The sequence below is a fragment of the Flavobacterium daejeonense DSM 17708 genome (assembly GCF_000425425.1).
Classification (GTDB): Bacteria; Bacteroidota; Bacteroidia; order Flavobacteriales; family Flavobacteriaceae; genus Flavobacterium; species Flavobacterium daejeonense.
On sequence record NZ_AUDK01000002.1, the window covers coordinates 1 to 14,329 of the forward strand.

17 protein-coding genes are annotated in these 14,329 nt (G+C 31.8%); 11 read left to right on the forward strand and 6 right to left on the reverse strand.

Going from position 1 to position 14,329, the window contains the following annotated elements; translation table 11 throughout:
- Window positions 1-47 precede the first annotated feature (47 nt).
- Window positions 48-227 (reverse strand): cysteine peptidase family C39 domain-containing protein, encoded by a 180-nt coding sequence (locus H599_RS21395; protein WP_026712559.1) that lies wholly within the window; start codon window positions 225-227, stop codon window positions 48-50.
- Window positions 228-360: 133 nt separating this feature from the next.
- Between H599_RS21395 and H599_RS0101870 the strand changes: the two genes are divergently transcribed.
- From H599_RS0101870 to H599_RS20700, 4 genes are all read left to right on the forward strand, one after another.
- Window positions 361-999 (forward strand): hypothetical protein, encoded by a 639-nt coding sequence (locus H599_RS0101870; RefSeq protein WP_026712560.1) that lies wholly within the window; start codon window positions 361-363, stop codon window positions 997-999.
- Between the two features lie 10 nt (window positions 1,000-1,009).
- Window positions 1,010-1,876: a globin family protein gene (locus tag H599_RS20215; protein WP_155960722.1), complete on the forward strand. Its 867-nt coding sequence runs from the start codon at window positions 1,010-1,012 to the stop codon at window positions 1,874-1,876.
- 1 nt (window position 1,877) lies between these two features.
- Complete coding sequence (locus H599_RS0101880) at window positions 1,878-2,471, forward strand: hypothetical protein (protein WP_026712561.1); 594 nt, start codon at window positions 1,878-1,880, stop codon at window positions 2,469-2,471.
- 206 nt (window positions 2,472-2,677) lie between these two features.
- Window positions 2,678-2,854 carry a hypothetical protein gene (locus H599_RS20700; protein WP_155960723.1) on the forward strand — a complete coding sequence of 59 codons (177 nt, stop codon included), beginning with the start codon at window positions 2,678-2,680 and terminating at the stop codon, window positions 2,852-2,854.
- On the opposite strand, the gene H599_RS0101890 is transcribed toward H599_RS20700, so the two are convergent.
- Window positions 2,851-3,030 carry a cysteine peptidase family C39 domain-containing protein gene (locus tag H599_RS0101890; RefSeq protein WP_026712562.1) on the reverse strand — a complete coding sequence of 60 codons (180 nt, stop codon included), beginning with the start codon at window positions 3,028-3,030 and terminating at the stop codon, window positions 2,851-2,853. The genes H599_RS20700 and H599_RS0101890 overlap by 4 nt on opposite strands.
- A gap of 179 nt (window positions 3,031-3,209) precedes the next feature.
- Here H599_RS0101890 and H599_RS0101895 point away from each other — a divergent pair, with 179 nt between their 5' ends.
- The 6 genes from H599_RS0101895 (at window position 3,210) to H599_RS19050 (ending at window position 8,517) form a co-directional block, all read left to right on the forward strand.
- Window positions 3,210-3,692, forward strand: coding sequence for a hypothetical protein (locus H599_RS0101895; RefSeq protein WP_155960724.1), 483 nt, complete (start codon window positions 3,210-3,212; stop codon window positions 3,690-3,692).
- 88 nt (window positions 3,693-3,780) lie between these two features.
- Entirely contained in the window at window positions 3,781-4,968 is a 1,188-nt protein-coding gene (locus tag H599_RS0101900; RefSeq protein WP_026712564.1) for an alpha/beta hydrolase, read from the forward strand.
- Window positions 4,968-5,978 carry a glycoside hydrolase family protein gene (locus H599_RS0101905; protein ID WP_026712565.1) on the forward strand — a complete coding sequence of 337 codons (1,011 nt, stop codon included), beginning with the start codon at window positions 4,968-4,970 and terminating at the stop codon, window positions 5,976-5,978. Before H599_RS0101900 ends, H599_RS0101905 begins: the two co-directional genes overlap by 1 nt.
- Complete coding sequence (locus H599_RS19045; RefSeq protein ID WP_035141048.1) at window positions 5,975-6,730, forward strand: galactosyltransferase-related protein; 756 nt, start codon at window positions 5,975-5,977, stop codon at window positions 6,728-6,730. The genes H599_RS0101905 and H599_RS19045 overlap by 4 nt, the downstream gene beginning before the upstream one ends.
- 137 nt (window positions 6,731-6,867) lie before the next feature.
- Complete coding sequence (locus tag H599_RS0101915; RefSeq protein WP_026712566.1) at window positions 6,868-7,701, forward strand: glycosyl transferase family 90; 834 nt, start codon at window positions 6,868-6,870, stop codon at window positions 7,699-7,701.
- Between the two features lie 39 nt (window positions 7,702-7,740).
- Complete coding sequence (locus H599_RS19050; RefSeq protein ID WP_035141091.1) at window positions 7,741-8,517, forward strand: DUF3405 domain-containing protein; 777 nt, start codon at window positions 7,741-7,743, stop codon at window positions 8,515-8,517.
- On the opposite strand, the gene glf is transcribed toward H599_RS19050, so the two are convergent.
- Together glf and H599_RS19055 are read right to left on the reverse strand one after the other, a co-directional pair.
- Window positions 8,514-9,623 (reverse strand): UDP-galactopyranose mutase, encoded by a 1,110-nt coding sequence (glf, locus tag H599_RS0101925; protein ID WP_026712567.1) that lies wholly within the window; start codon window positions 9,621-9,623, stop codon window positions 8,514-8,516. The two genes, H599_RS19050 and glf, sit on opposite strands and share 4 nt — an antisense overlap.
- On the reverse strand, window positions 9,623-10,273 hold the full coding sequence (locus H599_RS19055; protein WP_081810486.1) for a DUF707 domain-containing protein: 651 nt from the start codon (window positions 10,271-10,273) through the stop codon (window positions 9,623-9,625). Before H599_RS19055 ends, glf begins: the two co-directional genes overlap by 1 nt.
- Window positions 10,274-10,423: 150 nt before the next feature.
- Between H599_RS19055 and H599_RS0101935 the strand changes: the two genes are divergently transcribed.
- Window positions 10,424-11,290 (forward strand): DMT family transporter, encoded by an 867-nt coding sequence (locus H599_RS0101935; protein ID WP_026712568.1) that lies wholly within the window; start codon window positions 10,424-10,426, stop codon window positions 11,288-11,290.
- Window positions 11,291-11,360: 70 nt separating this feature from the next.
- Here the strand turns inward: H599_RS0101935 and H599_RS0101940 are convergent, their stop codons facing one another.
- A complete protein-coding gene (locus H599_RS0101940; protein WP_026712569.1) occupies window positions 11,361-12,776 on the reverse strand; it encodes a M16 family metallopeptidase in 1,416 nt (471 codons plus the stop codon).
- 13 nt (window positions 12,777-12,789) lie between these two features.
- On the reverse strand, window positions 12,790-14,115 hold the full coding sequence (locus H599_RS0101945; protein WP_026712570.1) for a M16 family metallopeptidase: 1,326 nt from the start codon (window positions 14,113-14,115) through the stop codon (window positions 12,790-12,792).
- Window positions 14,116-14,329: the final 214 nt, after the last annotated feature.

Below are 14,329 nucleotides of genomic sequence, written 5' to 3' on the forward strand. Positions count from 1 at the left end.
GAAAAGATTGGAGAAATACCTAATAAGTTGTATCATCCTGTAAAAGATTAAAAAGTTTCTTTTAATGCTTTTGTTTTTGTAAGTGCAGATGCAATGACTTGGCGTATGTCGTAATATTTATATTTCAAGTAAAACTTACCATAATGTTTGGCAATCATTTTTAAACAAACAGGACTACAATCCATCATGTCCAATTGTCTGTCACAGGGGAAACTATTTATTTGCATAGGTTAATTTAAGAATAACAAACCTAAGTGATTTATTGTTAGAAAAAATATTGTTTATAAGATTTTTTTCTAATATTGTATTGCGATAAAATTATAAACTACTCTTATTGTTTAACTTTAACATATTTTAATTATGAAAAACAAAGCGAAATTAGCATTCGAATTACTAGAGCAGGAAATGGAAGTAATCTATAAAGAGGAATTAATGCAATTTATTGGAGGAAGCGGTGGATATACATGGCAACAATTTGTTGATGCTGTAATGAGTGGTAATTTAAGCGGAATATCTTCAGGTACTTATAGTTCTAGTGATGGGTTTAACTGGTCTAGTTATAGTAGTGGAGGTTATGGTTCATACGTAGTAAATGGAGTTACCTTTGTTTGGAGTTCGGAATTTAGTATATGGATGGAACAATTAAATGAGGTTTCTGTTGGTAGTACAGGTTGGACAGGAAATTGGATAGAAAATTATATAGGGCCTAATAATCCGTATGGTTATACATTAGCCCCTGCAAACATGGCAGATTTTTTTGCTATGGTGCATGATTTAGATTATGATGCTCTTAATGCTCAAGGTGTTGGAGGAGTGTTGGTAGATATGAATACTTTATCAGCTGACTTAAGGTTAATAATGAATGAGATTCAAGTTTCTCAAGGTCAATATGGCTCTGACATTATGACACGGTTAGAAGCCTTAGCTGTAGCAACAGGTATTTCCGTTGGTGTTCTCATTAAAATGGGTATAAATGGTGCTGCCTCTATTCAAAATTAACTATAGCACTATGTCTTCGAAAAACAGCGAAATTTTAATTTCAAAGGGCTTTATTTTATGTCTTATGATATTGCTATTAAATGATTTTTTTTTGAAATATCATTTTCATAATCGTTTAACTGGCAAGTTAAGTGATTTTGTGGGGTTGTTTATTTTTCCTCTTTTTATGTGCATCTTTTTTGAAAAAAGAAAACTTATTTACATTTTAACGGCTATTGGTTTTATTATTTGGAAATCACCATTTTCTACTTTAGTTATTCATTTTTGGAATGATTTTGCTTTTTGGCAAATAAATAGAGTGATTGATTATACTGATTTAGTAGCATTACTGGTTCTTCCAATAAGTTATTATTATAAACCTAAGGATGTTAAATTTTCACTAAGGACTACAAAATATTTTTCAGTTGTAATCTTTCTAATTACTTGTTTTAGTTTTTTAGCAACTGCGGGTACTCATGGCAGGATCAAAAACTATGCTTATTCTAAGAGTAAAAAAGAGGTAAATAAAGCTATAAAGGAATTATTTAAGTTACATCCTGAATATATTGTGCCCGATAGTTTACGAAAATATACTATAGAATATAGTGGTAATAAAGGAGAAGCATTTAAAAGAATGACAAATGATAGTGTGAGTTTTCATATGTATATTCCTGGAAGTAAAAAAGGATCAATTTTTTGGTGTGGCTTTGTTGGTCGCAATGATAACTGGGAGAATAATGAATGTCAATTATCTTTTATAGGAATTTGCAATGCTGATAATGTAAGATTTTATGATGATCAATTAACTTCAATAGAAAAACAAAAAGCAACTACTATTTTTCAGAAAAATATAATTTTCAGGATAGATAGCATATTACATATTAAACGAAATTTTTAACATGTCAAAAAACTTTAAAATATTAAAAACGGGAATTGTATACTTTTTCATGTTAGCAAATCTTCATTCATTAAGAGCTCAAGATATTCCAGATTGTTTTATCTCATTTAAAGGATATAAAAGTGTCACAAACGTTAGAATAGACAGGCTTCCTGCTAAGAAGAACAAGTATAGGATTTTACCAACAACAGAAGGGTTAAAAAAAATATCACAGCTAGATGGTTATAGAATTCTCTATAATAAACAAAATTTTCCCTTTGTTAATTTAAAGGTTGAGTATTCTGACTCAAAGGCTTATCAAGACGATCAAAAGAATTTATTAGCACATTTAAATTTTATATCAAACCATTCAGGTTCAAAAGGTAGTGTAGAAGTTAAAGTGAACGGTTATAGCATTTATGGGTTTAATAATTCTACCTCGGCTAACAGAATAATTGGCTCTTTTGTTATTTTTCCTCAAAAAAACGTGATTATTTATATTGATTTTGAAAAGCCAGAAAAGAGAAGCTATAATAACCAGCAAGTATTCTTAGAAGAGCAAAATATTTTTTTTGAATATTATACGACTTATCTAAAAAAATGTCACAATAAATAATTACATCCAATAGATTTTTTTGATTAATTTCAAAAAAACACTATCCCAAAAAGTCAAAATCAGATTATAAAGTACGATCTTTTAATCCATTATATAGGATATCAAGGGAAGCGCTAAGTTTTATTGATCAAGAATTATTAAATGGATGGCAAGGACATCATGAGGTTTTACTTCCGACTCTCTTGAATGCTGGAGGGTTTGAAATAATGGATTTTGGGGGTAAAGGAGAATTTGTATCAAATGGAGATGAAGATAAATTTTATTTTGGAAATTATATCCAAAATAACGAGATAGAAAACACAGCATCAACTTTTAGATGGAGACCTATTCATGAAAAAATGGGAGAAATACCTAATAAACTATATCATCCTGTAAAAGATTAAAAAGTTTCTTTTAATGCTTTTGTTTTTGTAAGTGCAGATGCAATAACTTGGTGCATGTCATAATATTTATATTCCAAGTAAAACTTGCCATGATGTTTGGCTATCATTTTTAAACAGGCAGGACCACAATCCATCATGTCCATTTGTCTGTCACAGGGAAATCCATTTAATTTCATAGGCTATTTTAACAAATAAAGCAAACCTAGGGTGTTTATTGTAAAAAAAAAATTACTTTTAATTTTTTTTTATAAGATTTTTTTCTAATATTTGAAAAAAAATATTTTCACTTAAAAGTCAAAAAAATATGAAGAAACAAAACAACCTAAAGAAACTTTCTTTAGACCAACTAAAGATCATGAACTCGGTTCTAAGTCCAGAGCAACAAGCAATGCACATGGGGGGAATTGACCCTATAGTTACATGTCATGATCTAACCGGAGGAGGTACCGTAGAGTCTTGGGATTTGGGAGGGACGGGGTCTTATTCAATTGTAACTGCACCTGATGGGAAAAAATTCGTCTTTGATGGAGTAAGAGTAGCTGATGGAGGCTTGTCAGCTTATACGTCTTCTGATGGAGTAGTTCACATTGGAAGTGGATTAACTATTGATGAATTTATCCATGAATATGGACATTATTTACAATCATTAGAAACGAATAGCTTTGGTTATTATGGTACTGTTGGTCTTGAAAGTGGATACAAGAATGGGCTAGAGTTTATTGGGATAGATAGCGAATATTATTCTACAGGATATGAAAATGATGCAAGCAATAGAGGAAATTCATACATGGGTTATTATTATCCAAATTCTGGATATGTTGCACCTACAACTCCTTAAAGTTGAGAAATTAATTTCATTTAAACGGGGTTCTAATATCAAACACAAATATAAAATAGTATTTTTTTTCACTATATTCCTTTGTAAAATGCGTTTTAATTATATTTTGGTTATTCTTTTTAGTGTTTCTTTTTGTTTTTGTAAAAATGTAGGTGGTGTTCCCATTATCGAAAAAATAGCAATCGAAAAAGACACATTGCATTCTTTAAAAGGAACAATGTATTTACCTGCTAATAGAAAGCCCGATAAAATAATTATATACTTAACTTCTATAATGGAAGATGGTATTCACCCTGATTTTACTGCTACCAGAGATACACTTTTAGTGATGCGGCAATACGTTCAGCATTTTACTGATAATCATATAGGGGTACTGCTTTTAACTCGAAATACTAAATGGGGTGATTCTATTCGGTCATCTTTATCAATAAAAACTTTGGCTTCTGATACTGAAAAAGTTTTGAATTATTTAAAATCAAAAGAAGAATACAAAAAAATCCCGATTGGGATTATGGGGTCAAGTGAGGCTGGTTGTGCTGCTGCTATGGTGGTTTCGAAGCATAAAGATATTACTTTTTCAATTTTAATGTCCACGCCTGGTGTAACGGGCTATGATGAATTTGATTATGATGTTGAAAAAAGAGTTCGTCCTTTCGTAATTTCGGCTGGCTTTCAAACTAGCATGAGTGATTCAGTTTATATATACAATGGAAATAAATATATATTTAGTTATCAAAAAAAGGCTTCTATGGAGGTTTTTTATGATAACTTTTACAAAGGAATTGCTTCAATTGGGAGACAAATTATTCCTAAATATTCAAGTTACGATACCATCAAGACAGAGGCATTTAAATTGTTTAATGAAAAGTGGAAAGGGACTAAATTTAAGCCATATTACAACGACCCAAAAGAAGGAAAAATACCTACTGAGAAATTGATTAAGGACGGTATCTTGTTGGGAGCAATGTTTAATCCAAGATACATAGAGTTCTCAAAATGGGATCCTAAGTTGTATTTTCCTAAAATTAAACAGCCGGTATTAATGCTTTATGGCGAAAAAGATATAAATATCAGCTTAAAACCAGGGGTTGATTCCGTTAGGCAAATCATTAAGGACTGTAAATTAACCAATTTTAGCTTGAAATATTACGACGGATTAGATCATAGTTTGTTTCCTTATCGTGAAAAAAAGGAGAAACGCCCCACAGGAGAAACTGTCCCGGATTATGTGTTTAATGATATCGTGCATTGGTTAGATGAAATAAATATCAAATAATGGAAGTAATACTTGAGTTGATTAACGAAAGAATAGCAAAACATGCTAGTGTAACAAGGTTGCTAAATTTCGAAAATGGAAAACTTGGATTTTGCTTTTATTTTTTTGAGCTGGCAACCATTGAGAAATCCCCCAAACATTTAAAGCTGGCAACCAACTTATTTGAACAAATACGCAGAGAATTACCTGCATATTCTGCGAACAACTTCGTATATGAACTCGCCCAAATAGGTATCGCTATAGATTTATTTGTAAAAAGAGATTACATTCACGCGGATATAAATAGACTGCTGGAGGATTTTGATGATCTCATTTTTAAAAAGTTGTTGGTTTTGGATTTAGCAAATATAAAGCCATTCGAAACAGTTATTATACTTTATTACCTGTGTATTCGTATTGAAAAGCAAAAGAAAGAAAGTGATGCCTGTTTTATATTGGAAGAATTATGTATCCTAACCTTTAATAATTTTTACCAAACAATAGATAGCTCGTTTTTTGATGAGCCTTTATCTTTTTCATTAACCTATCAACTCCCACTTTTTATCTTTATTTTAAGTAAACTTTATGGTTTAGGTTTTTATAATTACAGATTTGATGCGATAATAAAAGAAGTATCTGGACTTATATTATCTAGACTTCCAGTTCTACACTCCAATCGTCTATACTTACTTTGGTCACTGACTAAGCTCAAAGAAGCTACAAATTCCATAATTTGGGATGAGCAAATTGAAATATTAACCCAGCATATAAATTGCGAAAAAATTATTTTTGAAGAACTAAGGAGTAAAAATATTGCTATTAGGGATGGTTTAGCTGGTGTGTATTTACTACTCAATGAGTTGTCAAGCACGATAAATAAAATACAGTTTGATGTTAATTGGATAAAAGAAAAATTAAAAGATTCGGAACTTTGGAAAAATAACAGATGGGCTACTTCAAATTTAGGTCTCGTAAATGGTCTCAGCGGGGTAATTTTGGTTTACTCTCTAATAAAAACAAATAATCAATGAAGGTTAACTTAAAAGACGTGACTTTTTTAATTCCAGTAAAAGTTGATTCTGTCATTCGAATTGAAAATTTGCTAGCAACTGTTAATTATATTATCAAAAATTTTAATACTAATATAATTGTAACAGAGATTGCTAAGTATAATAATCATATTTTAGGTAAAGTATTGAATCGAAATATCAATTATATTTTTGTTGAGGATAAAGATCCTATCTTCCATAGAACAAAATATCTGAACCGATTTGCGAATGAAGTGGAAACGCCATTTATTGCAATTTGGGATGCTGACGTAATTATTGATAAAAGACAAATTATGGATGCAGTTTTCAAGCTTCGTAAAGATGAAGCAGATATAGCTTATCCTTATGATGGACGCTTTTATGATACTTCTCCTATAATCCGCGATTTATTTCTAATTAAGCAACGTATATCTATTTTACATAAATATGCTAATCGAATGTTTTTACCATATGGAAGTAATCATAAAGGAGGTGCTTTCATCGCTAACACGAAAAAATACCGAATAGCAGGAATGGAGAATGAAAATTTTTATGGATGGGGGCCTGAAGATTTTGAAAGATACGAACGTTGGTATAATATGGGTTTTATGATTTCTTTTATTACTGGAGGCCTGTACCATTTAACACATCCTCGGGACATAAATGGGAAATTTAATTCAAAACGTCAGATGCAAATTACCACTGCTGAACTAGAAAAAACTAGAAAAAGTTCATCCGAAGAGTTAATAAAGTAACCTCCACGGCAATGACTTTATTGTGAATCGCAGGAGAAATCACCAAAAAAAATAAGAGGTTCAGGAAGTTTACAGTGAATCTAAATTAGTTTGTTTTTTATTTTGTTGTAGTGTTTGATTATGATTAGAATAATGTTATGAGGCAATATATCGAAGCTTTTATTAGTCCTCATGGTGAAATAGCTTTTGTGGATCATTTAGGGTTTGAATCAAGAAGTGAGTCAACAATGGCTTTGTTTAAGGAAGCGTTTGATCAGATAAAAGATAAAACAACACTAAAAACAAAGCATTTTTATATTAGTACTGATGATGTTTCTTCAAAAATAAACAATACATTAACTTTTGGTTACACAAATTCGAATGATGTTATATTGTGTCCGGATTTTACTTTTGATAAATGGTTGGAATGTGGTATAGTTGCATATAATAAAACCATAAAAAAAATAATAGATGAAGGGAATAATAAATATACGGTAGAAAAGCTTTTTTGGATAGGGAATCTTAATACTCAACCATTGCGTTATGAATTATTAAGATTAGGTAATTTATTTGATAACAAAATGGAGATAGTTCCTATGGAATGGAAAAGAATTTTTCACAAAGGAAGTATGCATGATTTTACAAAATTTACAAGCCTTGAAAATCATACAAAATATAAATATTTAATAGATTGTGGTGCAAGAGGATTTAGTGGTAGATTGAAATTTTTGCTATATACAAACAGACCTTTGTTTTTGGTAAATAGAGATAAAAATAAACAAGAATATTTTTATGATAAACTTGTCCCATTCAAACATTTTATACCAGTAAAAGAAGATTTAAGTGATTTAATTTTCCAATTAGAGTGGGCGGAAAATAATTATGCAGATGCAATTGCCATTGCAGATAATGCTAGAAAATTTGCGATAGAGAATTTAAGTAAAAAAAGTGTTATTGAATATCTTACTAATCAATGGATTAATTATTTGTAATATTTTTTTATTATATAAATTATAAGGACATTAAAAAAAATGAAACAAGTATTTTTATTTTTATCCTGTCAGTTGTCAAAAACTGCAATTGATACCTTTACTAAAATTTACAAAACAACAAAGTCTAAAAAACACACAACATATCTTTTATATCATTTAAAAGGCAATAATCAACAAAAGGAGATAGATGATGAAGATGTTTTTTATTTTACAGATAATATATTAACTGACTTTAATTACAAATCTTTAGGAGAAAAATTAATTCCGGGAAATAATCATTTCCCTTTATTAAAGTTCTATAAGGAAAATCCTGATTATGATTATTATTGGTGTATTGAAGATGATGTGCGGTATACAGGAAATTGGGCTCATTTTTTTGAGTACTTTGAAAATTTCGATAAATCTTTTATCAGTTCTCATATTCAAAGATTTGTTGATGATCCATACTGGCCATGGTGGGGCACATTAGCATACAATGGCATGACATTAAAAAAAAAATATTTTATACGGTCATTTAACCCAATATATCGAATCTCTAAAGAAGCGCTAAGTTTTATTGATCAAGAATTATTAAATGGATGGCAAGGACATCATGAGGTATTACTTCCGACTCTCTTGTACGCTGGAGGGTTTGAAATAATGGATTTTGGGGGTAAAGGAGAATTTGTATCAAATGGAGATGAAGATAAATTTTATTTTGGAAATTATATCCAAAATAGCGATATAGAAAACACAGCATCAACTTTTAGATGGAGACCTATTCATGAAAAAATGGGAGAAATACCTAATAAACTATATCATCCTGTAAAAGATTAAAAAGTTTCTTTTAATGCTTTTGTTTTTGTAAGTGCAGATGCAATAACTTGGTGCATGTCATAATATTTATATTCCGCTAATCTTCCTCCAAAGATTACATTAGGTTCATTCTTTACTAATTTATTGTATTGTTTAAGTTTCTCGGTGTTAGCAGCATCGTTTATAGGATAGTAAGCTTCCATACCCGGTTTCCATTCCTGGGGATATTCTTTGGTTACAACAGTTCCAGATTGTTTACTGAATTCAAAGTGTTTGTGTTCTATGATACGAGTATAAGGAATCGTTTTTTCGGTAAAATTCATGACGGAAACACCTTGGTAGTTCGGTTGATTCATGTACTCATGTTCAAAACGTAAACTTCGATATTCTAAATGTCCAAATTTATAATTATAAAATTCATCCAGTTTACCTGTATAAACTACACGATCAGCTAATCTGGAAAGTTTATCTCGATTTTCAAAAAAATCAACACCTGTTTTTACTTCGATACCAGCTAAAAGTCCATCTATTAATTTATTATACCCCCCAATTGGGATTCCCTGATATTTATCGGTAAAATAATTGTTATCAAAAGTAAATCTTACAGGTAGTCGCTTAATGATAAACGTTGGAAGATCTATAGCTTTTCGACCCCATTGTTTTTCAGTATATCCTTTTATTAATATTTCATAAATATCTTTACCTACCATGTTTATGGCTTGTTCCTCTAAATTTGATGGAGTAGTAAATCCAGCTGTATCAACTTGATTCTTGATTTTTTCTAAAATTTCAACAGGACTTTTAATTTTCCATAATTGATAAAAAGTATTCATGTTGAAAGGTAAATTATATAGATCTCCCTTATAATTTGCTAATGGAGAATATATGAAATTGTTGAACTCTACATAAGAATTCACATAATCCCAAATTTTTTTATCATTTGTATGAAATATATGTGGACCATATTTATGAATATTTATACCTTCTTTATTTTCACAATAAACATTTCCTCCAGTATGGTTTCTTTTATCTATAACAAGGCATTTTTTGCCTACATTTGTCATTTCTCGTGCAAATACAGCACCGTATAAACCAGATCCAACAATTAGAAAATCGTAATTTTTCATTATACTGTTTGTGTGATATAAATATTAAAGTTTAAATTATATTTTTTCATATAATTAAACAGTTCTTGGCGATGGTCGGATTGTACAGGCCTGGTATGTTCAGAAGTTATATCATCAATGATAGCCATATTCATTTGAGTATAGTCCAGAATTTTTCCCCAATGGTAATCAATCCCCCAACCACTAATTGTTTCATCAAAAGTAAATAAGACTTTTTTCAGTGCTTCTCTGGAAAAACAAGGCTGCATTATTTCGACAAAATTAGTATAACGAAGAATTGAATCTTCTTGTCTTTTAGTATGGCGATAGGATAAAAATGAATTAGCTATAGCGGGCTGTGCTGCTGCCAATTGATATTTTTTCATCAATATGAAAAGTTTTTGGATGCTAGCGCTGTCTATTGAAATATCATCATCCGGCATGTAAAAATAATCGTACTGTTCAATTAATTCAGGATTATTACATAAATAATTATATATCAATTTAAATTTATAACCTTTGGATGCTGTGACATAAGGACTGTCATTTTTAAATAATTCATAAGAATCGTCATAAACAATTAAGTGTAGATCAAATGTAGAGCGTTTACTAATCCATTGGCGATGTAAACTCGTTGCTCCAACGGTAGCTATTACACAGTGTTTATTCATTGTTAAATTTATTTTGCTAAATCAGAAATCAAATATATGTTTTTTATTACAAAAAAGCATACTTAATTTAAAAATTATATTTGACGAAATTCGATTCAAAACTCCATTGCTGATTCTTAAAATAATTACTTTTGTCTCCAAATTGTGAATATGGAATCCAAACAATTAAAATGGTTTTATTTACTGGTTCTTTCTTTAATTTGGGGTAGTTCCTTTATTTTAATAAAGAAAGGCTTGTTAGGCTTATCGGCTATTCAGGTAGGTTCGTTACGGATTATTTTTGCTTCTTTTTTTCTGTTGCTAATTGGGTTTAAAAGTCTAAAGCTGATTCCGAAATCCAAATGGAAATACATTGCTGTAACGGCTCTTTTCGGGACTTTTTTTCCGGCTTTTTTGTTTGCTGTTGCTCAAACGGAATTAGACAGTTCGGAGACTTCAATTTTGAATTCTTTGACACCTTTGAATACATTGGCAATTGGAGTGTTGTTTTTTGGGATTGATTTTCAACGAAAACAACTTTGGGGTTTGTTAATCGGGCTTTTAGGGAGTTTGCTTTTGGTTTATAATGGTGCGCAAAACAATCCGGAACAAAACTATTATTATGCTTTGTTGATTATTATGGCTTCTTTTAGTTATGCTACCAATGTCAATTTGATAAAAAAACATTTGTCCGATATAAGTCCGGTAAGTATTACGACGGGGAATTTTGTGGTGCTTTTGATGCCTGCAATACTTATTTTGGTTTTTTCAGATTTTCCGGAGCAAATTCATTTGGAGAAAACACAAAGAGCAGTTTGTTTTATACTGATTTTGGGTGTTTTGGGTACCGGGATTGCGAATATTCTTTTCTTTAAACTAATACAGATTGCTTCTGCTGTTTTTGCTGCATCGGTAACTTATTTAATTCCTGTTGTAGCACTCTTTTGGGGATTGTTGGATAATGAAATCCTGACTCCCGTTCAGTTTTTTGGAGCCTTTATTATTTTAATCGGAGTGTATTTGAGTGCGAGGAAATAAGGAGTTGAAGGGTATGAGTTAAACAGCTTGAACTTCTAACTCATAACCTGTAACTATTACTATTTATCTGTTATTCAAAAACCGGTTTTTCAACAGGATTAGCATATTTGTCAAAATAGAAAATAGGAATGTTGAGTTTTTCCAGTGCAGGGATAACTTCTTTGCCTTTTCCTACGATTATTATTCGGGAGTTATCGAGTAAGAAATATTTATTAGCGGCCGCTATAACATCTTCTTTGGTAACGGCGTTGATGGTTTTGATGTAGTTTTCGTAAAAATCAGCCGGAAGTTCCTCGATTTCTGTGTTTAGGGCGTATCGTGCTACCGATTCCGGTTTTTCGGCTTTCATTACAAAACGACCAATGTAACCTGCTTTGGCACTTTCAAGGGCTTCGGTTGTCACCTTTTCGGTTCTTATTTTTTTGATTTCTTTGATGAATTCTACAACAGCACTGTCGGTTACATTGTTTTTTACGGCTGAAGTTGAGCGAATACTGGTTACGTGTTTTCCTGCTCCAATATTCGAACTTGCTCCGTAGGTCCAACCATGCGTTTCTCTTAAATTCATGTTTAGGTAACTGTTAAAACCGCCGCCTAAAATGTAACTGGCAATAACGGTTGGGAAGAAATCTTTGTCGTTCATTTTTAAGCGATATGAGTTTACAACGGAAATATCCGATTGAACGGCATTGGGAACATCCACAAAGTTGATTTGGATGTTGGTTACATTTTTGGGATCCGGATAAGTAATATCGTTGTTGGATGTTTTTTTCCAGGAACCAAAAAGTTGCACTACAAGTGGTTTTATTTCTTCGAATTTAATGTCGCCTACAATGGCTAAATAGGCGTTTTGAGGAACAAAATGTGCCTGATAGTTTTTTATGACATCTTCTAATGTGATGTTTGACAGGGTACTTTCGGTGATGAATTCGCCTAAAGGATGATTTTTTCCATAAGTTAAAGCGTTGACTACTCTGCCGGCAATTGCTGAAACACTTTTTTCCTGAGAGCGCAAGCTTTCAATTAATTTGGCTTTTTCTTTGTCAAGTTCTTCCTGAGTAAAATTAGGGGCTAAAGCTCCGTAAGAAAGAAGCTCTAAAGTTCTTTTTGCAAATTTAGACAGGGCGCTGGCGTGAGCGCTGCCGGAGCTAAAAGACATGTTAGCGCCCATGAAATCAACCTCTTCGTTAAAGTCTTCTTTGGAAATTTTGGTGCTTCCGTTACCTATTAAATTGCTACACAATTCATCGACTCCTTTTTTATTGCCTTCGGCAAATGGAGGGGTGTCTATCGTGAGGTTGAAAGTTACTTTGGGTAGTTTGTGGTTTTCAACAACCATAACTTTAAGTCCGTTGGCTAAGGTAAAAGTTTGTGGTTTTTTTAGATGCACTACAGGAGGTTTTCCTGCTGTAGGTTGTTTACGGTCTTGTGCTGGCATGATTGCGGTAACTAATATTAGAATGAGTAATATACTTGATTTCTTCATGGTTCGAAAGGACTTAGTTTTCGTTTTTTTCCGGTGTAGGAATGTAATCCAATAGTAAGCGTTGGTTTGGATTCAGGTATTTTTTTGCTGCTGCTCTGATTTCTTCTCTGGTGATGGAATGATAAATGTTGATGTCGTTATTAATAAGATTTACATCTCCGTATAACAGGTAATATTTGGCTAGATTTTCGGCAATTCCTTCCACGTTTGAATTGTCGTTTACATAAAGATTCTCAAACTGATTCAGAAGTTTTTGATAATCTCTATCGGAGATTAAATCCGTTTGTAGTTTGGCTATTTCTTCGTCAATTTCCTGAAGTAAATCCTGACCGGTGTAGTTGGTCATCGGTAATCCGTAAACTATGTACATGCCGTAGTCTTCTTCGTTAAAACTCACGGCGCCAATTTGAAGTGCTTTTTTCTTCTCGTCCACTATTTTTTTATACAGTTTAGAACTTTTTCCGTCGCTTAAATAGGCGGAGATAAAATCTAAAGCGCGTGCATCTCTGGTTTTCATAGAAGGGGTGCGGTAAGCCGAGATAATCATCGGAATTTGGATATTGGGATCGATGTGAGTGGCTTTTATGGTTTCGGTAATTGGTTTTTCAACAAATTTTTCTCTTACAATATCATTTCCTTTTTTGATTGGTCCAAAATAATTTTGAATCCATTCTTTGGCTTGTTTTTGTTCAAAATCCCCGGCAACTACTAAAACGGCATTGTTTGGAACGTAGAATTTTTCGTTAAAAGCCTTGAAGTCTTCCAGCTTGGCGGCTTCTAAATGTTCGGTAGAACCAATCGTGGTCCAACGATAAGGATGGTTTGCAAATAGGTTTTTTTTAACCGCTTCAATAATTCTTCCGTAGGGTTGATTGTCGTAGCGTGAATTTTTTTCTTCTTTGATAACTTCTTTTTGAGTGTCAACTCCTATTTGGTTAATAATAGGATGCATCAGTCTTTCGGATTCCATCCAAAGTGCCAGTTCTAAATTATTAGATGGGAAAACTTCGTAGTAATAAGTTCGGTCGTCGGAAGTGTTAGCATTGTTTACTCCGCCATTAGAAGTTACGATGTTAAACCATTCGCCTCTTTTGATGTTTTTTGTTCCTTCAAATAATAAATGTTCAAAGAAGTGTGCAAAGCCTGTTTTGTTAGGGTTCTCGTCTTTAGATCCTACGTGATACATTACCGAAGTGATTACTACCGGTGCGCTATTGTCCTGATGTAAGATAACATGTAGCCCATTGTCGAGGTTGTATTCTTCGAAGTTTATTTTTTGAGCTGTGACAGCACCGCTGAGTAAAAGTGTAGAACTAATTGACATTATTAATTTTTTCATATAGATTAATAAAAAGGAGTTGACAATACACGGCTGTGTATTATTATTGTTTCAAAAATACCTTTTTTTAGTTTTGATTCGGTGATTCTGGTTTTTTTAACAAAAATATAAGTCGGTTGTCCGTTTCTAAGGTGCTGAAAATAAAGTGCAAATGAGAGAAAATATTTTTTTAAATTAAGTGATTGTGTGGTAAAAAAATAATTGTATATTTGCA